General features: G+C 62.8%; 19 protein-coding genes. 1 reads left to right on the forward strand and 18 read right to left on the reverse strand.

All coding sequences use genetic code 11. The features are described 5' to 3' along the window. Nucleotides 1-153: 153 nt before the first annotated feature. The 5 genes from NKJ72_RS26255 to NKJ72_RS26275 all read right to left on the reverse strand — a co-directional run bounded on the left by NKJ72_RS26255 (nt 154) and on the right by NKJ72_RS26275 (nt 6,711). Nucleotides 154-1,266 carry an ABC transporter ATP-binding protein gene (locus NKJ72_RS26255; RefSeq protein ID WP_352480043.1) on the reverse strand — a complete coding sequence of 371 codons (1,113 nt, stop codon included), beginning with the start codon at nt 1,264-1,266 and terminating at the stop codon, nt 154-156. 25 nt (nt 1,267-1,291) lie between these two features. Further along, on the reverse strand, nt 1,292-2,956 hold the full coding sequence (gene bglA / locus NKJ72_RS26260; protein ID WP_352480044.1) for a beta-galactosidase BglA: 1,665 nt from the start codon (nt 2,954-2,956) through the stop codon (nt 1,292-1,294). Nucleotides 2,957-2,960: 4 nt separating this feature from the next. After that, complete coding sequence (locus NKJ72_RS26265; RefSeq protein WP_352480045.1) at nt 2,961-4,115, reverse strand: carbohydrate ABC transporter permease; 1,155 nt, start codon at nt 4,113-4,115, stop codon at nt 2,961-2,963. A gap of 1 nt (nt 4,116) precedes the next feature. Then, a complete protein-coding gene (locus tag NKJ72_RS26270; protein ID WP_352480046.1) occupies nt 4,117-5,130 on the reverse strand; it encodes a carbohydrate ABC transporter permease in 1,014 nt (337 codons plus the stop codon). 225 nt (nt 5,131-5,355) lie between these two features. Further along, nucleotides 5,356-6,711 (reverse strand): ABC transporter substrate-binding protein, encoded by a 1,356-nt coding sequence (locus tag NKJ72_RS26275; RefSeq protein ID WP_352480047.1) that lies wholly within the window; start codon nt 6,709-6,711, stop codon nt 5,356-5,358. A gap of 361 nt (nt 6,712-7,072) precedes the next feature. On the opposite strand from NKJ72_RS26275, the gene NKJ72_RS26280 reads away from it, so the two are divergent. Next, nucleotides 7,073-8,095: a substrate-binding domain-containing protein gene (locus NKJ72_RS26280; protein ID WP_352480048.1), complete on the forward strand. Its 1,023-nt coding sequence runs from the start codon at nt 7,073-7,075 to the stop codon at nt 8,093-8,095. 214 nt (nt 8,096-8,309) lie between these two features. Here NKJ72_RS26280 and NKJ72_RS26285 read toward each other — a convergent pair whose 3' ends face one another. From NKJ72_RS26285 to NKJ72_RS26345, 13 genes are all read right to left on the reverse strand, one after another. Continuing rightward, complete coding sequence (locus tag NKJ72_RS26285; RefSeq protein WP_352480049.1) at nt 8,310-8,720, reverse strand: hypothetical protein; 411 nt, start codon at nt 8,718-8,720, stop codon at nt 8,310-8,312. 3 nt (nt 8,721-8,723) lie between these two features. After that, nucleotides 8,724-8,945 (reverse strand): hypothetical protein, encoded by a 222-nt coding sequence (locus tag NKJ72_RS26290; RefSeq protein WP_352480050.1) that lies wholly within the window; start codon nt 8,943-8,945, stop codon nt 8,724-8,726. Then, nucleotides 8,935-9,603, reverse strand: a complete 669-nt coding sequence (locus NKJ72_RS26295) for an anti-sigma factor (RefSeq protein WP_352480051.1) — start codon at nt 9,601-9,603, stop codon at nt 8,935-8,937. Before NKJ72_RS26295 ends, NKJ72_RS26290 begins: the two co-directional genes overlap by 11 nt. Further along, nucleotides 9,600-10,151: a sigma-70 family RNA polymerase sigma factor gene (locus tag NKJ72_RS26300; protein WP_352480052.1), complete on the reverse strand. Its 552-nt coding sequence runs from the start codon at nt 10,149-10,151 to the stop codon at nt 9,600-9,602. The genes NKJ72_RS26295 and NKJ72_RS26300 overlap by 4 nt, the downstream gene beginning before the upstream one ends. Before the next feature lie 131 nt (nt 10,152-10,282). After that, on the reverse strand, nt 10,283-11,122 hold the full coding sequence (locus NKJ72_RS26305; protein WP_352480053.1) for an alkaline phosphatase family protein: 840 nt from the start codon (nt 11,120-11,122) through the stop codon (nt 10,283-10,285). Between the two features lie 93 nt (nt 11,123-11,215). Beyond that, a complete protein-coding gene (locus NKJ72_RS26310; RefSeq protein ID WP_352480054.1) occupies nt 11,216-12,916 on the reverse strand; it encodes an ABC transporter ATP-binding protein in 1,701 nt (566 codons plus the stop codon). Next, the gene (locus tag NKJ72_RS26315; RefSeq protein ID WP_352480055.1) at nt 12,916-13,740 is read right to left on the reverse strand and encodes an ABC transporter permease; all 825 of its coding nucleotides are present in this window, start codon (nt 13,738-13,740) and stop codon (nt 12,916-12,918) included. The genes NKJ72_RS26310 and NKJ72_RS26315 overlap by 1 nt, the downstream gene beginning before the upstream one ends. Nucleotides 13,741-13,750: 10 nt before the next feature. Beyond that, nucleotides 13,751-14,710 (reverse strand): ABC transporter permease, encoded by a 960-nt coding sequence (locus tag NKJ72_RS26320; protein ID WP_352480056.1) that lies wholly within the window; start codon nt 14,708-14,710, stop codon nt 13,751-13,753. A 16-nt stretch (nt 14,711-14,726) separates the two neighbouring features. Then, nucleotides 14,727-16,316, reverse strand: a complete 1,590-nt coding sequence (locus NKJ72_RS26325; protein ID WP_352480057.1) for an ABC transporter substrate-binding protein — start codon at nt 16,314-16,316, stop codon at nt 14,727-14,729. Between the two features lie 155 nt (nt 16,317-16,471). Continuing rightward, nucleotides 16,472-18,454, reverse strand: coding sequence for a CocE/NonD family hydrolase (locus tag NKJ72_RS26330; RefSeq protein ID WP_352480058.1), 1,983 nt, complete (start codon nt 18,452-18,454; stop codon nt 16,472-16,474). Nucleotides 18,455-18,539: 85 nt separating this feature from the next. Then, nucleotides 18,540-19,133, reverse strand: coding sequence for a nucleoside deaminase (locus NKJ72_RS26335; RefSeq protein ID WP_352480059.1), 594 nt, complete (start codon nt 19,131-19,133; stop codon nt 18,540-18,542). Next, the gene (locus NKJ72_RS26340) at nt 19,133-19,636 is read right to left on the reverse strand and encodes an ureidoglycolate lyase (protein WP_352480060.1); all 504 of its coding nucleotides are present in this window, start codon (nt 19,634-19,636) and stop codon (nt 19,133-19,135) included. Before NKJ72_RS26340 ends, NKJ72_RS26335 begins: the two co-directional genes overlap by 1 nt. Then, the gene (locus NKJ72_RS26345) at nt 19,633-20,481 is read right to left on the reverse strand and encodes a bifunctional allantoicase/(S)-ureidoglycine aminohydrolase (RefSeq protein WP_502895601.1); all 849 of its coding nucleotides are present in this window, start codon (nt 20,479-20,481) and stop codon (nt 19,633-19,635) included. The genes NKJ72_RS26340 and NKJ72_RS26345 overlap by 4 nt, the downstream gene beginning before the upstream one ends. Nucleotides 20,482-20,526: the final 45 nt, after the last annotated feature.

Consider the following 20,526-nt stretch of genomic DNA (forward strand, 5'->3'; position numbering starts at 1 on the left):
ATTTCGGCGGCCGGGCCCGCTGTGTAAACGCCACAGCCCGGGCCCCCCCCGCAACCTCTTCGCCAACAACAACCCGCCGAATGGTACTCCCACCCACCCGCGGCGGCCCTGGCCCGCCGCTCTTGTCTTTTGCGTGGCGGAAAAACGCCTGCCTCAAGCCGCCTTTGCTTCTGCTTCATGGAGCGCGAAGGAGTGTCCGTCCGCGTCGAAAATATGCAGGTCGCCGGCATCCGCCGTCAGCCGCATCGACGCCCCGCGCTTGACCTCGACATTGCCCGGCAGCTTGGTCACCAGCGGCAGGTCGGCGCGGCCGATGTCGACATAGACGAGTTGGACCTCGCCGAGCTGCTCGACATAATCGACCGTCCCTTCGAACAAATAGTCGGCGCCGGCTGCGATCATCAGATCCTCCGGCCGCACCCCGAAGCTCACCGCAGCGCCTTTCGCCGAGGCAGGCGTTGCGATCGGCACCGTTGCCTTGCGGCCGCCGACATGGCTGACGACCGTCGGGTTGCCGGTCCTGTCGATCGTCGCCGGCAGGATGTTCATCGCCGGCGAGCCGATGAACTGGGCGACGAACAGATTGCCGGGCCGCTTGTAGAGCTCCATCGGCGTGCCGACCTGTTCGATATGGCCTTCCTTCAGCACCACGATGCGGTCGGCCAGCGTCATGGCCTCGACCTGGTCGTGGGTGACATAGATCATCGTTGTGGCCGGCATCGATTCCTTGAGCTTGGCGATCTCGATGCGAGTGGCGACGCGCAGCGCCGCATCGAGGTTGGATAGCGGCTCGTCGAACAAGAAGACCTTGGGATTGCGCACGATGGCGCGGCCGATGGCGACGCGCTGGCGCTGGCCGCCCGACATCGCCTTGGGCAGGCGGTCGAGATATTTGGTCAGCTGCAGGATCTCGGCCGCCTGGCGCACCCGCTTGTCGATCTCGGCCTTGCTTTCCTTGCCGATCTTCATCGAGAACGCCATGTTGTCGTAGACGGTCATGTGCGGATAGAGCGCATAGGACTGGAACACCATCGCGATGCCGCGCTTTGACGGAGGTACGTCGTTGACAATCTCGCCGTCGATCTTGAGCTCGCCTGAGGTGATCTCCTCCAGCCCGGCGATGCAGCGCAGCAAGGTCGACTTGCCGCAACCAGACGGACCGACGAAGACGATGAACTCGCCCGACTTTATGTCGAGGTCGACGCCGTGCAGAATGTTGAGATTGCCATATGATTTCCTCACTTGCCTTAGCGTGACATCGGCCATGGTACTCTCCAGTTCTTCCTTGAATTCAGTCGATACGCCCGAACCAGGCGCCGTAGCCGCCGAGGCGGATAGTGCCGGCGCCAGTCTGTCCCGAAAACCCGTGTCCCGGCAAGGGCTGCAGTGAGCGGCCGCCAAGATCGACCTTGGCCGGCTTTGCGCCGAGATTGAAGGCGCAGACGATCTGCTCGTTGCCTTCGCGGCGTGTGAAGGCGACGGTGTCGCCGTCGCTTTCGATGAACTCGATATCGCCCTTGGCCAGTGCCGGATGAGCACGGCGGAAAGCCAGGAAGCGCCGGTAGTGCTCGAGCAGCGAGCCGTCGTCGCCCTGCTGCACATTGACCGCTTGCGCAAGGTGCTTGGCCGGCACCGGCAGCCAGGGCTTTGCCGTCGAGAAGCCGCCATTGCGGGCAGCGCCGTCCCAAACCATTGGCGTGCGGCAGCCGTCGCGGCCCTTGAATTCGGGCCAGAAGCGGATGCCGTATGGGTCCTGCAGATCCTCGAAGCTGAGTTCGGCCTCGCTGAGCCCGAGCTCCTCGCCCTGATAGATACAGACCGAGCCGCGCAACGACATCAGCAGCGCCGAGATGACCTTGAGGTACGCGGTCGGGTCCGGCTCGCCGGCTGCCCAGCGCGAGGCAGGGCGCATCACGTCATGGTTGGAGAAGGCCCAGCACGACCAGCCATCGCTGGCCACCTTGCCGAACGTTTCCAGCACCGAGCGCACCTTTGCCGCGCTGATCTTCTCCGGCGCCAGGAAGTCGAAGGAGTAACACATATGGACGCGCTTGCCGCCGGCCGTATAGGCCGCCACGACTTCCAGCCCACGCTGCGAATCGCCGACTTCGCCAACCGCGGCCGTCGCCGGATATTCATCGAGCAGGGCGCGGAAGCGTTCGAGGAAGCCCAGGTTTTCAGGCCGGCTCTTGTCGTAGAGATGGTCCTGGTAGTTGTAGGGGTTGACGGCCGGCGCCGTCTGGTCGTTGCGCTGCTCGGGCGGCAGCGGCGGATTGTCTTCCAGGCCTTGGCTGTGGAAGTAGAAATTGATGGTATCGAGGCGGAAACCATCGACGTCGCGCTCCAGCCAGAAGCGGGTGACGTCGAGCAGCGCGTCCTGGACCGCGCGGCTGTGGAAATTGAGGTCGGGCTGCTCGGCCAGGAAATTATGCAGGTAATATTGCTGGCGGCTGGTGTCCCACTGCCAGGCCGAGCCGCCGAAGATCGACAGCCAGTTGTTGGGCGGCGTGCCGTCCGGCTTGGCGTCCGCCCAAACGTACCAGTCGGCTTTTGGATTGCTGCGGCTCGAGCGGCTCTCCTTGAACCAGGGATGGACGTCGGCGGTGTGCGAGAGCACCTCGTCGATCATCACCTTGAGGCCAAGCCGGTGCGCCTCGGCGGTCAGCGCGTCGAAGTCCGCCAGAGTGCCGAACATCGGATCGACATCGCAATAATCCGACACGTCGTAGCCAAAGTCCTTCATCGGCGATTTGAAGAACGGCGAGATCCAGATGGCGTCGACGCCGAGCGAGGCGATATAGGGCAGCCGGCCGATAATGCCCCTGAGGTCGCCGATGCCGTCGCCGTTCGAATCCTGGTAGCTGCGCGGGTAGATCTGGTAGATCACGGCACCTCGCCACCAGTCGCGATCGATAGCAAGATCGGGCTTCGGAGTGGCCTTCAAAGCGGATTGCATGATCTCAACCTCCTTTCACCGAGCCGGCAAGCAGCCCGCGGACGAAATAGCGCTGCAGCGAGAAGAACACGATCAGCGGCACGATGATGGTGACGAAGGCCGATGTCGTCAGGATCTCCCAGTCGCCGCCGCGCGAGCCGAGCAACGCATTGAGCTTGGCGGTCAGCACGATCTGGTCGCCCTCGGTACCAAGGAAAACCATCGCCACCAGCAGATCGTTCCACACCCAGAGAAACTGGAAGATGGCGAACGAGGCCAGCACCGGGAACGACAATGGCAGCACGATCTTGACGAAGATCTCGAAATCGCTGGCGCCGTCGATGCGCGCCGATTCCATGATCTCGCGTGGCAGGCCGGCGATATAGCTCCTCAACAGATAGATGGCGAAAGGCAGGCCGAAGCCGGTATGCGCCAGCCAGATGCCGAGATAGGTCTTCGACGGCACGCCGAAGAAGCTGCCGACGCCGTTATAGAGCTTCAGCAGCGGGATCAGCGACATCTGCAGCGGCACGACCAGGAGGCCGATGATGACGGCGATGAGCAGGGCCCGGCCAGGAAAGCGCATCCAGGCCAGCGCGTAAGCGGCGAACGCGGCGATCAGGATTGGAATGACAGTCGCCGGAATGGTGACGGTCAGCGAGTTCATGAAGGAGCGGCCGATGCCTTCCGAAAACAGCACCGTGTCGTAATTGTCGGTGGTGAATTTCGGCGGCGCCGAGGAGGCGTAATAGACGCGCTGGCCGCGTTCGCCTTCGAAAGCCTTCGGCGAGGTCATGACGAAACTGCCGTTGGCATTGAGCTGCAGGGTCACGCCGTCGCCGAGATCGGCTGTCGTGCCGGCGGGATATTGCGTCGGCGCTGCCGACTTGACGCCGAAGGCGCTGATATTGCGGGCCGGGCCGTCGCCGAAGATGTTGCCTTGCAGGACGAACTTGCCGTCCTTCTCGACCTGCGCCGAGGCGGGCGGCAGCCGTCCGGCTTCCGTCTGGCTGGAACTGGTGAACGAGTTCCACCAGCCCGAAGCGATGATCTGGTCCTTGTCGCGCAGCGACGAGACCAGAATGCCGAGCGTCGGGATCGTCCAGATCGCAACGAAGATGAAAACGGCGATATGCACGCCGAAACGGCTGACAAAGGACTTTCCGGTCGAGACAGTCATCTCAATGTCCTTCCGTCTCTTTGTTCGCCTGGCGGATGTTCCAGACCATGATCGGAATGACCGCTATCATGATGATGATGGCGATGGTGGCGCCGCGGCCGAAATCGCCGCCGCCGCGGAACATCCAGTCGAACATCAGATTGGCCAGCACCTGGCTGTTCCACTGGCCGTTGGTCATGGTCAGCACGATGTCGAAAACCTTCAGCACCAGGATGGTGATGGTGGTCCAGACGACGGCGATGGTGCCCCAGATCTGCGGCACCATGATCTTCCAGAAGATCTGGAAAGGGTTGGCGCCGTCGATGACGGCGGCTTCCAGCGTCTCTTCCGGAATGCCGCGCAAGGCCGACGACAGGATGACCATGGCAAAGCCGGTCTGGATCCAGATCAGGATGACCATCAGGAAGAAGTTGTTCCAGAACGGCAGCGATATCCAGACCTGCGGCTGGCCGCCGAAATACTGGATGATGGCGTTGAGCAGGCCGATCTGTGTCTGGCCCTCGCCGCGATATTCATAGATGAATTTCCAGATGACGCTGGCGCCGACGAAGGAGATGGCCAGCGGCAGGAAGATCAGGCTCTTGGCGATGGTGCCCCACCAGATCTTGTCGGTGAGCACGGCGATGATCAGCCCGAGGAAGGTGCAGGCGGCCGGCACCACCGCCAGCCACATGATGTTGTTGAGGATCGAATTGCGGAACTCACGGTCGCCGAACGCCCATTGATAGTTGGCCAAGCCGACGAAATGGGCGCCGCCGCGATCGAGGAACGACAGTCTCAGCGTCTCCACCACCGGGTAGATCAGGTAGATAGTGAGGATGATCATCGCCGGGCCGACGAACAGCCAGGGCCGGATCACCCCCTGCCGGCGCAGATTGTTGATCGCCGCCTTGCCGGAAACGCCGCGTGCCGGAAAGATCGTGTCGAGTGCCTTGTTGGCACCCCAGAAATAGGCGACGCAGCCGCCCACGCCGATGATGATGACGAATATCGCCGAAAAAATCTGAGCCGCCATGGGTCCCTCCCCCTGCGCACGGATCCGCCAGTCGAGAATGGCTTTGGCGACGGGATCATGCGCCGATTCAGTTGTCTGGAGCGCGACCAGCCGAAAAGCAGGTCACTGGGCGCGCGTCATGCCGGAATGCGTCGTGCTCACGACAATCGACGCGACGCCAGGCACCGAAGAAGGTCCGGGCCGTTTGAGGCCCGGACCGCATCACATGGGACTCGAGCCGGCCGCTTACTTGATCGCGTCCCAGCTTTTCTGGATGTCGGTGGCGACGTCCTGGGCGGACTTGCCACCGACAAGGTCGATCATGCCGGTCCAGAACGCGCCGGCGCCGATCTTGCCCGGCATCAGGTCGGACCCATCGAAGCGGAAGGTCGAGGCGTTGGCCAGGATCTCGCCCTGCTTCTTCAGCGCGTCGCTGGCATAGGCGTCCTTGTTGACCGACTTGAACGGCGTCACGAAGCCGCCCTGTGCCATCCAGATCTCATGAGCGAGCGGCAGCTTCAGGAATTCGATGAAGGCGCGGGCACCCTTGCTATCTTTGGTGATCATGGCCAGCGTGCCGGCGCCGAGCACCGGAGTGCCGAGCTCGGGCTTGGAGGCGTAGGGCGGGTAATAGAAGAAGTCGGCATCCTCGCCGATCTTGGTGCCTTGCGGGAAGAAGGTCGGAATGAACGATGCCTGGTGGTGCAGATAGCATTTCGGCGGCACCGAGAAGAGGCCCTTCGGGCTGTCGCGGAAATCGGTCGCCGCAACCGCCTTGGCGCCACCCTCGACCATCTTGTCGTCGGTCGCGATCTTGCCGAAAATGTCGATGGCGTTGACCACGGCCGGATCGTTGAACGGAATTTCGTTCTTCACCCATTTGTCGTAGGTCTCGGGCGTCTGGGTGCGCAGCATGATGTCTTCGACCCAGTCGGTCGCCGGCCAGCCAGTGGCGCCGCCCGAACCAAGCCCGATGCACCATGGCGTGCCGCCGTCGGCGATGATCTTCTTTTCGAGCTCGGCAAGCTCTTCCTGCGTCTTCGGCACCTTGTAGCCGGCTTCCTCGAAATTGTCCGGCGAGTACCAGACCAGCGATTTCACGTCGGCCTTATAAGGAAAGGCGAAGAAGCCGGGCTTGCCGTCCTTGTCCTTGAAGGTGCCGAGGTCGACCCAGGATTGGCCGGCGCCGTAATTGTCCTTGACCCAGTTGGCCGTGTCGTCGCCGAGCGGCGTCAGCAAGCCCTTCGATGCCAGATCCTGGATCAGGCCCGGCTGCGGCAGCACGGCGATGTTGGGCGGGCTGCCAGCCTGCGTGTCGATGACGATCTGCTGCTCGTAATTCTCTGACGAGGAATACTTGATCTCGGCGCCGGTGGCTTCGGAGAAGTAATCGAGAACAGTGCGGATAAGCCCTTCGTCCTCGCCGCGCCACGGCCCGAAGATTGTCAGTGTCTCGCCCTTGAGGTCGACCTTCTTGAGCTCTTCGTAGTTGGCCCAGTTGAAACGGGGATCTTCGCCCGGCTTGAACTTCAGTTCGGCTTGCGCGGGCATGGCCAGGGCGAACGTGGCAAACGCAGCGCCCAGCAGAAGCATTTTCTTCATCGGTATTCCCTCCCAGTGGTGACAAACACCGAACGAAACCTCCATTCCGTCCGCCGGCGCCGCAGGACTGTGACTCAGTCGGAAAGGAACTGCAACCTTTCGTGGAGTCTTCCAAAGCGCTTTGGTCATTTTGATCTCGCCACTGAATTGACCGCGAGTCAAGAGGAAGCCAGGCTAATCGATTTAATTTTTGCGGCGGGGTGCCGGCAAAAGTGCGCTGCAGCACAGTTTTCTGGCAGTGCAGCAGCAAATTCGGCTTCAAACCGGTCCGAACCGTGCGTATGGTCACTGCGCTCGGCAACGCGGTTCGTAGGGCCAGATCGTTTCAGATTAAAAGCGCTTTGAGGTTTGGAGGCCTCCGGTGAACCTCAAGCAGCTCTCCCACATGCTAGCGCTTTCGCAGACCACGGTGAGCCGCGCATTGAACGGCTACCCGGAAGTCAACGAGGAAACGCGCCGGCGGGTGGTCGATGCCGCCAAGCGTCATGGCTATCGCCCCAATCCAAGCGCCCGCCGGCTGGCGACCGGCAAGACCGGCATGATCGGCTATGTGCTGCCGACGGGAGCGACCGTCGATATCGACCCGCATTTCGTCGAGTTCCTGTCCGGCCTCGGCGACTATGCCCGTTCGCACGAGCTCGACCTGGTGCTGTCACCGGCCGATGCCGACGACCAGGAGACGACCTACCGCCGCATTGTCGCCAACCGGCAGGTCGACGCGGTCTATATCTCCTCGCCGAGGCCGGCCGACCGGCGGGTGGCGCTCGTCAACACGCTCGGCATTCCCTTCATCGTTCATGGCCGCAGCGAAGGCTTCGATTTCGACTACCCCTTCACCGACATCGACAATGAGGGCGCCTTCCACGAGGCGGCGCGGCTTCTCGTCCAGCTCGGTCACAGGCGTCTGGCGCTTATCAATGGCGACGATCGCGAGACCTTCGCCATACATCGCGAGCGCGGCGTGCGACGCGCGCTTGCGGCAAGCGGCCTGGTGCTTCGTGATCAGCATGTCTGTTCCCTGACAATGACCGAGGAGAACGGCTATCGCGCCGCCAGGCGTCTGCTGGAACAAAGCGACGCGCCGACGGCGATCGCCTGCTCCAGCCTGATCATGGCGCTCGGCGTGGTGCGCGCGGTGCGCGATCTCGGCCTGACGATTCCGGGCGACCTGTCGCTGATTGCCCATGACGATGTCTTCCCGTGGCTGAAGCCGGAAAATTTTTCGGTGCCCTTGTCGACAACGCGTTCGTCGATCCGCCTGGCCGGCGCACGCATCGCCGAACGGCTGGCGGCGCGGATTTCCGGCCTGGAGGAGGGCGCCCGCGGCGAGGTCTGGCCGGTCGACCTGGTGGTCAGGGGATCGGTAGCCGGCGCCCCGGCCTAGGGATCAAAACTCAATGACCCTGAGCGACCGAGTTCGAACCCATATCGGTTATTTGAGGTAAACCGGCCGATTGAGTTTTGCCCCCAATATCTGATGCCCAACATTATGCAGCGGCTTCGGGAGAACGGCATGCACAAATGCAGAAGCGTTAGAGCTTTGGACTTATTCCTTGGCCGCCTCGGCCGCTTTGGTGTCCAGCAGGCCAAAACCGAAATCATTTATCGCGGCCCTTGGGGCCGAGGTCCCTTGCCGTGGCGGCCAGTGCTTTCTCGACCCAGTCGGCGGAGCGATCGGGCGCCGCATGCAACAGATTGCCGGCGATCAGTCCGTCGACCGAAGTGCCGTGGTCGCGCGCCTTGATCGGCACGTCGGGCATGGCATTGAACTGCCTGATACCGGAGAGCGCCGGATTCTTATCGTCGATGCCGGTGTCGATGACGCCAACGCGCACATTCTCGCCGCTGGCTTCGTTGGCGTCGAGCGCGATGCGTTCGAACGCATAATTGACGGTGCTGGCCGCCTGCTGCAGCGAGTAGACATGGTTGGCCTCACGCCGCAAAATGCGGCCGTCGGCGGCAAGCTGTGCCTCCATGACGCCGACCGGGCAGCCATCCGGAATGCCCAAGCGTCAAGCCCGGAAGAACACCGCGCCGGTCGTTCCATGAGCCGGCGCTTTTCCGCCATCCTTCACGCCGCCGCCATCCTTGGCGCAGTCGGCGTTGGCGGCACTTCCCCGGTTCAGGCAGTAGATCTCCGCCTGGGTGAGGTTAGGATCGTTGGTTTGTGCGACGGCAGACGTGGCGAAAATTGTCATCGCCGCCGTCAATCGAATGACCGCCTTAGCCGCCATCAGCCGGTTTCCTTCCCTCCAGGGCAGCTTCGGTGAAAGGCTGGGCGGCAATAAGGCCAAGCAGTTTCTGATAGTCGGCGGCGGTCTTGGCCGGAACGCCGAGCCGGAAAACGCCGTCGGCGGTAGGCCCGCCGGCGATCGTCAACTGGTTCTGGTCGAGAAAAGCGACGATGTCGGACAGCTTCGCATCCGGTTTGAACTTCACAAGGGCAAACGGCATTTTGGCCAGATCGTCGTCCGATCCGGCAATCTCGAAATCGCCATCTCTGTTGCCGGTCTGCACAAAGGATTGCGCGACGACCAGGGCCAGCAGCACCGCGGCCGCGGCCCAGGCAATGCCGGCGGGCACCGCCAGGAAGCGGCTCCAGGCCTGCGCCAGCCAGGACGATGCCGCCGGCCCGCGGGCGGGGCCGGCCTCGGCATCGAGCGCCTTGGCAAAGCGGCTGAGCGCATCGGCAGGCGGGCGGATTGCCTCGTTTGCGGCAGCGGTGCCGGAGAATTCGGCCTCGGCCTCGCCTAGTGCGGCCATCGCCGCCGGATCGCTTGCCAGCCATTCCTCGATGGCTTCGAGCTCGGTGCCCTCCAGCGAGCCGTTCAGATAAAACGGCAGCAGCATTTCCATTTCGTCGCGGCGCGACATCTTTTCAGCGGCGCTCATGGCCACCCCCTGTCGTAACCGGCGGCCTTGGGGGCTTCGCCGAGTTCCTTGCGGGCGTAGAACATCCTGGTCTTGACCTGGCGACCGGGATGCCGAGTACCTCGCCGATCTCGCTCACCGATTGCCCGTGATAATAGGCAAGGTCGGTGCTCTTCCGGCATGGCATCGATGAAGCATCGCAAGGCAGCGCCCTTGTCTTCTTTCATCGTCACGACTTCCGGCGTGTCGGCGCCGTCGGCGACCTGGGCCGCGTCATCGTCGTCGATCCAGTCTTCCTTCTTCTTGCGCAGCAGGGACAGCGACTTGAAGCGGGCTATGCCGAGCAGCCATATCGAGACCTCCGAGCGGCCCTCGAAGGCCGGCGCCTGCCGCCAGAGTTCAAGGAATACCTCGTTCGCAATATCGTCGGCCATCAGTTCCGATCCCGTCTGGCGTGCCGCGAAGCGGTAGAGCCGCGCGTGGTGGCGCATGAACAGGAGCCGCACGGCGGCACGGTCGCCCTTCGCGACGCGCTCGACGAGCGCGCGATCGGTCTCCGCGGCAGTCATCGCCGGTCGAGCCGCCTGGCTCCTGCCTGCTCTGTCGCTGATCGGCCCAAAAAGGTTCACCGGCATCCGCCGTATATTTGCGGAGGCTAACTGAAGAGCGGGAGCGTTGCCAGAGGGAGAAGAGGGCGCGCTCAACTCAGGAACGGCTTTGCCTTCATGGTGACCGGCACCGGCACGCCGAGGCGCGCAAGCACTGTCGGCGCGAGCTGCAGCTGATCGAGCAGCGTATTGGCCTCCGGGCCTTCGCCGGATCCGAAGTAATAAAGTGCGAAATCCTGCATCTCTTCGTCGTGGCCGCCATGATGGCCGCGATCGGTCTGGCCATGATCGGCGGTGACGATCACCTCGTAGCCGGCCTCCCGCCAGCGCGGCAGGAAGCCGGCGAGCATGGCGTCGATTGCATAGACGGCATGATCCATCTCGCGGCAGTCATGGCCGAAGCGGTGGCCCATGGAGTCCAGCGTGCAGCTGTGCAGGATGCCGTAGTCGATGCCGTAGCGCCTGGTCAGCATGGTCAACGTCGCGAACAGGTCGACATCGCTCGGCGTCATCTGGTTGCTGGCGTTGTAGCCGGTCATGGTGTGGAACCGGCCATGGCTGATCGGCCTGCCCGGCTGGTCGAACTCTATGTCCTCGACCAGGTCGAACGGATAGGCCCGGAAGAATTCGGACCAGTAGGAATGGGTGACCGCACCCGTCTTACCGCCGGCCCTGCTGACTTCGGAAAAGATGTCCGGCTGTTCGACGCGAAACCGGTTCTCGTTGGACAGGATGCCGTGCACTTGAGGCGGCACGCCGGTGTGGATCGAGGCATAGCAGGATGCCGAGGTCGACGGCAGCACGGAGCGCATCTTCCACACGCGCGCGTCGCCGGATTGCACCCAGCCTTCGAGATTGCCCATCAGCCGTCGCCAGTTCCGGTAAGGCACGCCGTCTAGGATGATGAGCAGAAGTTTTGTGTTGAGCGCCAAGGGCGCCTCCATGCGGCTTGATCGGAAAAGTCAGGGCGGGCCTGCCGTTCAATCCACGCCCGGACAGGATCGTCGGGCGCAAGGGGCAGCCCGCTAGTTCCCCGCGCTGGCCATGCGCCGTCCCTTGATCGCTTTCTCTAACCAGCCAATCTCCATTTCGGGCACCGACGACAGCAAAAGGTCTGTGTAGGCGTCGAACGGCGGCGTCAGAACCTTGCTCTTGGGGCCGTAGCGCACCACCTCGCCGCGATACATCACCGCGATCGAATCGGCGATCGACTTCACTGTTGCGAGATCATGAGTGATGAACAGATAAGCGACGTTTTCCTCTTTCTGCAGCTCGAGCAGCAGCTCCAGTATGCCGTGGGCCACCAGCGGGTCGAGCGCCGATGTCACCTCGTCGCAGATGATCAGCTTCGGCTTGGCGGCGAGCGAACGAGCGATGCAGACGCGCTGCTTCTGGCCGCCCGAAAGCTCGGCCGGATAGCGGTCGACATAGCCCTTACCCATCTCGATCTTGTCGAGCAGTTCGGCGACCCGTTTGTCGCGCTCGCGCCCGCGCATACCAAAATAGAATTCCAGCGGCCGGCCGATGATGGTGCCGACCGTCTGGCGCGGATTCATCGCTACATCGGCCATCTGGTAGATCATCTGCAGCTGGCGCAGATCCTCCTTCGGCCGGTCGGCAAGCCGGTTGGCGAGCGGCCGTCCGTCGAAGGTGACGGTGCCTTGTTCGGGCGGCAGGAGGCCGGTGATGGCGCGCGCCAGCGTCGATTTGCCGGAGCCGGACTCGCCGACCACCGCCAGCGTCTGGCCCGGGAAAATATCGACCGAGACGTTCTTCAGCACCTTGATGTGGCTGCGGCCATAGGCGGCGGTGATGTTCTTGACCGACAGGAACGGGCTCGTGCCGGGCTTCTGCTCCTGATGTTCGATCTCATGCACCGAAACCAGCGCGTTGGTGTATTCCTGGCGCGGCTCCTTGATGATCTGGCGCGTGCCGCCCCATTCGACCAGCCGGCCGTGGCGCAGCACCATGATCTCGTCCGAGACCTGGGCGACGACGGCTAGGTCATGGGTGATGTAGAGTGCCGCCACATGCGTGTCGCGGATGGCATCCTTGATCGCCGCTAAGACGTCGATCTGCGTCGTCACGTCGAGCGCCGTGGTCGGCTCGTCGAAGACGATCAGGTCGGGTTCCGAGCACAGCGCCATTGCCGTCATCACGCGCTGCAGCTGACCGCCCGACACCTGGTGGGGGAAGCGCTCGCCGATGGTTTCGGGGTTCGGCAGGCTGAGCTTCTTGAACAGCGCCACGGCGCGCTTTTCGGCTTCGGCCCGCGTCGCGATGCCGTGCAGCAGTGCTGCCTCGACCACCTGGTCCATCAGCCTGTGCGCCGGATTGAAGGCAGCTGCCGCCGATTGCGCGACATAGCAGACCTCGCGGCCGCGCAATTTGCGAAATCCCTCCTTGCCGCTTTTCAGGATGTCGCGGCCATTGAGGATGACCTCGCCGCCGGTGATGCGCACGCCGCCGCGGCCGTAGCCCATCGACGACAGGCCGATGGTCGATTTGCCGGCGCCGGACTCGCCGATCAATCCGAGCACCTTGCCTTTTTCGAGCGTCAGCGAGACATCGTGCACCAGCACGATGTTCTTCGGCGCCTCGCCCGGCGGATATACCGTGGCCTCGATGCGCAGATTGCGGATGTCGAGCAGCACGCCGGACTTCGGTTGCCCGGGCTTCGGTTGCCCAGACTTCGGTTGCCCGGGCTTTGGTTGCTTGTCAGCCATTACCCGCGTCCTCCCTTCAGGCTTGTCGTGCGGTTGAGCACCCAGTCGGCGACCAGATTGACGGAAATCGCCAGCGCGGCGATCGCTGCTGCCGGGATCAGTGCCGCCGCTATGCCGAAGACGATGCCGTCCTTGTTTTCCTTGACCATGCCGCCCCAATCGGCGCTAGGCGGCTGCACGCCAAGGCCGAGGAAGGAAAGCGTCGACAGGAACAGCACGGCATAGATGAAACGCAGCCCAAGTTCGGAAACCAGCGGCGACAGCGCGTTGGGCAGGATCTCGCGGAAGATGATCCAGATGCTGCCTTCGCCGCGCAATTTGGCCGCCTCGACGTAATCCATGACGTTGATGTCCACGGCGACCGCCCGCGACAGGCGGTAGACGCGGGTCGAATCGAGAATGCCCATCACCAGGATCAGCGTCACCAGATTGGTTGGCAGCACCGAGAGCACGACGAGGCCCATGATCAGCGTCGGGATCGACATCAGGAGATCGACGAGGCGCGAAATCAGCGTGTCGAACCAGCCGCCGAAAACCGCCGCCGAGAAGCCAAGGATAGCCCCAAGCGAGAAGGACAGCGCGGTGGCCAGCACCGCGATGAACAGCGTGACGCGGGCGCCGTAGATCATGCGCGAAAGGAGGTCGCGGCCGAGATTGTCGGTGCCCAGCAAATGTGTCGCCGACATCGGTTCCCAAACGTCGCCAACGATCTCGCCATTGCCGTGCGGTGCAATCCAGGGCGCAAAGATCGCCGCCAGCACGAACAGCGCCGTCAGCACCAGTCCGATCAGCGCCGGGATGGGGATGCGTTTCATGACGAGCATACCCGCCCCCTCACTTCGGATGTCTGAGCCGCGGATTGGCGATGATCGCCGCTATGTCCGCAATGATGTTCAGGCTGATATAAACGGCGGCGAAGATCAGCCCGACCGCCTGCACCACCGGCACGTCGCGCTTGGTGACGTGGTCGACGAGATATTGCCCCATGCCGGGGTAGACGAAGATCACCTCGACGACGACGACGCCGACGATGAGATAGGCGAGATTAAGCATGACGACGTTGATGATCGGCGCAATCGCATTGGGGAAGGCATGCCTGCGTATGACCGCGAATGCCGAAAGCCCCTTGAGCTCCGCGGTCTCGACATAGGCCGACTGCATGACGTTGAGGATTGCGGCGCGCGTCATGCGCATCATGTGGGCGAGCACCACCAGGGTCAGCGCCGCCGTCGGCAGCGCGATCGCCTGCATGCGCTCGCCGAAAGGCATTCCGTCATAGACGGTCGAGATGCCCGGGAAGATCTGGTATTTCACGGCAAAGAAATAGACGAGCACATAGCCGATGAAGAATTCCGGAAACGATGTCGAGGCGAGCGCCAGTCCAGAGATCAGTTTGTCGACCCAGCCATTGCGATAACGCACCGCAATCAGCCCAAGGATAATCGCGAGCGGCACCGCCACGACCGCCGCCCAGAAGGCCAGGAACAGCGTGTTCCACAACCGCCCCTTGATCGAGGTCGCAATATCCTGTCCGCTCGACATCGCGGTGCCGAGATTGCCAGTGAGCACGCCGCCGAGCCAGCGAAAATACCTGATATAGGCCGGGTCGTTGAGACCGAGCTGCTCGCGCAGATTGGCGAGCGACTCCGGCGTCGCCGATTGTCCGAGGATGGCTTGCGCGACGTCGCCGGGCAGGATCTGGGTGCCGGCGAAGATCAGAACCGATACGGCCAACAGCAGGAGAATGCCCAGCGCAATGCGCTGGGCCACCAGTTTCACGATGGGTGAGGACATATCCGCAAGGCCGGGCTCAGGCTTCGAGCCAGCACTTTGCCAGAGCGTATCCGTTCATCAGTTCCTGATGCGGATCGTCCACCCAGCCGGCAACCTTGGCGCCCGTCGCGTCGATGAACTGGTTGAACATCGGCAGGATGAGGCCGCCCTCGTCGCGAACGAGCATCGCCATGTCGCGATACATCGCCTTGCGCTTGGTGTTGTCGAGCTCGGCGCGTGCCGCCAGCACCATCTTGTCGAAATCCGGACGCAGGAAACGCGTGTCGTTCCAGTCGGCCGTCGACAGGTAGGCGGTCGAATACATCTGGTCCTGGGTCGAGCGTCCGCCCCAGTAGGAAGCGCAGAAGGGCTGCTTGTTCCAGACTTCGTTCCAGTAGCCGTCGCCCGGCTCGCGCTTGATCTCCAGCGTGATGCCGGCCTTGGCCGCGCTCTGCTGATAGAGCTGCGCGGCGTCGACGGCGCCCGGGAAGGCGACGTCCGATGTTCTGAGCAAGATTGAACCGTCATGGCCCGACTTCTTGAAGTGGAACTTTGCCTTGTCGGGATCGTATTTGCGCTGCTCGATATCGTCGGAAAACAGCGGGTATGCCGCATTGATCGGGAAGTCGTTGCCGAGCGAACCGTAGCCTCTGAGGATCTTGTCGAGCATCTCCTCGCGGTCGATCGCCAGCTTCAGCGCCATGCGCAGATCGTTGTTGTCGAACGGGGCCGTGTTGCAGTGCATGATGAAGACGTAGTGGCCAGGGCCGGCATGGTTGCGGATGGTGACGCCGGGTAGGCGCTTGATCAGGTCGACGATCTTCGGCTCGACGCGGTTGATCATGTTGACCTGTCCGCCCTGCAGGGCCGCCGTCCGCGCCGTGGCGTCGTTGATGACGATGACCTCGACCTGATCGGCATGGCCCATCTTGTCGCCCTGCCAGTAATTGGCGAAACGCTCGCCGCCATGACGCACGCCAGGCTCGTTGGTAGTGACCTTGTAAGGACCCGCCGAGATACCGGCATCGGCCTTGTCCTTGCCGCCGTTCGGCTGGACGATCAGGTGGTAGTCGCTGAGCAGATAGGGCAGGTCGGCATTCGGCTCCTTCAGCGTCAGCACGACTTCCTTGCCGCTGGCCTTGATGGTCTCAATGCCTTTCATATAGCCGAGCGCGCCGGATTTCGACTTCTCGTCCGAATGGCGTTCGAGGGTGGCGGCCACATCCTCTGCGGTCACCTTCTTACCATTGTGGAATTCGACGCCGTCACGGATCTTCAGCGTCCAGGTCTTGGCGTCGTCCGACGAGCCGATCTCCTCGGCGATGCGGTTCTCGAGAGTGCCTTCCGGGGAAAGCTCGACGATCAGTTCGCCCCACATCTTGCCGAAGGCGAACGGCACCTGCGTCAGGAACAGCGCCGGATCGAGGCTGTCGGCCGAAGAGCCGCCGACCAGGCCGGCCTTCAGCGTGCCGCCCTTGACCGGGCCTGCGGCACGCGCCGCGCTTGAAAGCAGCGAATTGGCGAAGGTTGCGGTGACGCCGAGCGCTGCTGCCCGGCCGAGAAAATCGCGACGGCTCAGCTTGCCGGACGCAACGCGCCGGCTCAGATATTCCAGTTCGTTCGACATGTTAAGTTCCTCACTCTGTTGGTCCGACCTTATGGTCGTTTTTTCTCATTTCGATCGGGAGAATAATGACCGTAAGGGAAAGCGGTAAGCAAGACCGAATGCGACATGCCGTGGCGTAAATTGTGCGTCGCAATTGGACCAATCGCTATAAGCGCTCAAAGCAGTACGCGCGGGATTTTCTCCTTGAAGTTGCGCTCGAAGACCAGTTTTTCGCCTTCATAGGCTTCGATTCTGGCGCTAACCACGAAGCTTTGCGCGTCGGAGCGCATTTCGGCGAAGGTTTCGGTGCGCACCGACCATTCATTTCGCGACAGCGTCTGGGTCCAATGCGTCTTGCCCGACGCTGACAACGGATTGTCGGGATGGATCGCCCATGTCTCTCTGGCGATGCTCCCGTGGGCGAGGCCATGCTCCAGGTCGCGCACTTCGCCGAAATCGTCGACGATGGAAAGCGTGATCAGTCCGGTCTTTTCGTCGCGATCGACATGACGTTCGGAATTGGCGGGCCGAAGTGTCTCCGTTGCCCAGGGCGTCGCGCCTTCGGAGGCGGGGAAGGTGACCTCATCGCCTGTCGCCGGCGGGCGCAGCGGCAGCATCAATGTCGCGGCCGACAATTCCAGCCGGACCGGCTCCGGCGACGGCCAGATCATCGGCCAATAGCTGTTGGAGATGGCAACGCGCAAGCGGTGGCCGGCCGGCGCCCGATAGGCGCATTGGTCGAGCACCACCCGGGCGCTGACGGTTTCCCCTGGCACCAGCGCTTCGGGAAATTCGTGCGAGTTGCGATGCGTCAGGTTAAGCACGCCGTACGAGATCAGCTCCGACGCCCCGTCCGGATGGACGTCGCACAGCCGTACCGCGATGTTCGCCTGGCGGCGGTCCGACGAGACCCTGACCACAACTTCGGGAGCACCGACAATGTCGACCGTTTCGGTCAGCACCGGCTGGTCGAAGCACACCGACAGCGCATCGTCGGGGCGTTGGTCACCAGGCAGTTCCGGACCGAAGGTGAAGGGGAAATATTCGCCACCGGCAAGGCCGCAGTTTTGCGGCGAAGCGACGATAGCGTGATTGCCTTCAGCGATAAGCTCAACCTCTTGCGTCTTGATGTTGGGTGACGGCCATTCCGATTCAGCGACCCAGCGGCCCGGCCGCGCGGGATGCCAGCGCGCCGGACGCACGCTGTCCATGAGATAGGCGCGGTAGGCGGGGTCGGCCTCGACGCCGGTGTCGATGTCCTTGAGCCAGCGGTCCCACCAGCGCAAGGCCTCCTGCAGGAAGCCGATGCGGGGTTCGGGCGCGGCGTAATGCGGGTATTTGTGGATCCACGGGCCGACGATGCCCTTGACCGGCGCCTCGATGTTGGCGGCGAGGTGGGAAATCGTATTGCGATAGCCGTCATGCCAGCCGCCGATCGACAGCACCGCGGCATGGATGGCGGAATAGTCCTCGCAGATCGAGCCGCGCTTCCAATAGGCATCGCGATGCTGGTGCTTCAGCCACAGCGGCGCCAGGAAGGGCTGGTTCTCCAGCCGGGTCAGCCACAGGTCGCGCCATCTGTTGTCACCGGCCAGCAACGGATCCGGCGGCCTTGAGGAATAGGACAGCATGGTCGAGGCCCAGCCGAAATTCTCGATCAGCAGGCAGCCGCCCTTGTAATGGATGTCGTCGGCATAGCGGTCGACCGTCGAACAGAGACTGATAACCGCCTTCAGCGCCGGCGGCTGCTTAGACGCTACCTGCAGGCAGTTGAAGCCGCCCCACGAAATGCCCATCATGCCGACATTGCCGTTGCACCAGGGCTGGTCCGCCGCCCAGGCGATGACGTGGCAAGCGTCCTGCAATTCCTGCTCGGAATATTCGTCGTCCATCAGCCCTTCGGAATCGCCATTGCCGCGCATGTCGACGCGGATCGAGGCGTAGCCGTGGCCGGCAAAATAGGGATGCGTCAGCTGATCACGATAGATCGTGCCGTCGCGCTTGCGATAGGGCAGGTGTTCGAGGATTGCCGGCACCGGATCGTCGGCAGCATCGGCCGGCATCCACACCCGCGCCGACAGCCGGCAGCCGTCCGGCATGATGATCCCCATATCCGGAAATTCGACGATCTTTCGTGGGAATTCAGTGACGATTTTCATGCGGGCGAACTCCAGGAGCGCCAGATGATGGAGTCCGTGAGAGCGCGTCGTGGGCCAGTCAACGAATTCGGCTGGTCAATCCGCGTCAATTCAGCGGAATGTCGTTTTCGTCCTTGCCGGCCTGATAGGCGGCGGACAATTCGTCATAGCGCGCTGATATTGTGCCGATCCGCGCTTCCAGCCGCTCGCGTTCGGTCTCAGGCAGCGATCGCACCAATTTGCGGATCGAAAAGCTCCTCCAGTAGGCATTCTCGGCATTGTAGCCGCCGGGATCGAGGGTGAAGACCTCCTTCAGGATCTTCAGATCGTGCGGGATATCGAAGCTGTCGCGCGAATCCTCATGGCTGAAAAGATAGTAGAAATTGTCGAAGCCGGTCCAGGTGATCGCCGACAGGCAGAGCGAGCAGGGTTCGTGCGTGGCAAGAAAGATCGCGTCCTTGGTATCGACGCGTTCGGCCTTAGGCATTTCGTAGAAGCGCTTCAGGCAGTGCATCTCGCCGTGCCAGAGCGGATTTTCGATCTCGTTGTTGGTTTCGGCAAGCACCAGCGAACGGTCGTCCTTGCGCAGGATCGCCGCGCCGAACAGTTTGTTGCCGTGCGCGACGCCTTCGACGGTCTTCGGCACGATGTCGTGCTCGATGACATCGAGCAGGCGATCGATCAGCGAAATGTCGGTCATCACCGGCTCCCGTCGGGAAGATGGATTTCGTAAGGGTGTGAGAAATGACACTCTTCGACGTTGGAGCCGTCGCCGCCGCGGTCGACGACCACAAAATCCTGGACATCGCCGATCGGCGTCAGCACGCCGTGCCACAGATTGCGCGGGTAGTTGACGCCTTGCCCGGGCGCCGTGATGAAGGCGTGCGGCTCGCCAGGTCCTTCCTCGCCATCATGGCAGACGACGACCAGGAACGGCCGTGGTGACAGCGGGATGAAGGCCTGGCTGCCGAACGGATGACGCTCCACCATGGTCAGCTTCAACGGCAGCTCATAGGGGGTGCCACGCACCATCGAGATCAGCACGCGCGCATTCGGTCCTCGTGCTTCCGCGGTGGCGAGGTCGTGGTAGCGCTCGGCCTTGCCGCCATTGATCGGATAATGGTTGTCGCCGCCCATGTCGATGACGTCGCCGAATTCGGCGAAATTCTCGCGGGTCAGCGGCCGCGCGACGATCCGCGTCATGGTGAAGGTCTCGCGACGCCGGCGCTGCCAAGCTTGGCGTGGCGGTTGACGTCCTTATAGAGGAGGTAGCGGAATTTGCCCGGCCCGCCGGCATAACAAGCCTGCGGGCAGAAGGCGCGCAGCCACATATAGTCGCCGGCTTCGACTTCGACCCAGTCCTGGTTGAGACGGTAGACCGCCTTGCCTTCCAGCACGTAGAGCCCGTGCTCCATCACATGAGTCTCGGCGAACGGGATGACCGCACCAGGCTCGAGCGTGACGATGGTGACATGCATGTCGTGGCGCATGTCGGCCGGATCAACGAAGCGCGTCGTCGCCCATCGGCCTTCGGTACCCGGCATCGGCGTCGGCGCGATGTCCTGTTCGTTGGCGAAGAACGCTTGCGGCTGGTCGATGCCGTCGACTGCGTCGTAAGTCTTGCGGATCCAGTGGAAGCGGACGGCGGCACCGCTTTCATTGCGCACCGTCCACCCGCTCGCCGGCGGCAGGAAGGCAAAGCCGCCCGGCCTTAAGCTATGTTTCTTGCCGGCAAGCGAAACGCATAGCTCGCCTTCGACCACGAACAGCGCACCTTCGGCGGCGGCGTCAAGCTCAGGGCGGTCGCTACCGCCGCCGGGCGCGAGCTCGACGATGTATTGCGAAAACGTCTCGGCAAAACCCGACAGCGGCCGCGACAGCACCCAGACCCGTGTCCCATCCCAGAACGGCAAAGCGCTGGTGACGATGTCCTGCATCACGCCCTTGGGGATCACGGCATAGGCCTGTGTGAACACAGCGCGGCCGGTCAGCAATTCACTCTGGCCGGGATGTCCGCCTTGCGGCGCATAATAGGTTCGTTCGGCCATTTTCATCATATCCATAAATTCAAGCCTGTTGCGGAAGCCAGGGCC

This window comes from Mesorhizobium sp. M0045 (genome assembly GCF_040323385.1).
GTDB lineage: Bacteria > Pseudomonadota > Alphaproteobacteria > Rhizobiales > Rhizobiaceae > Mesorhizobium.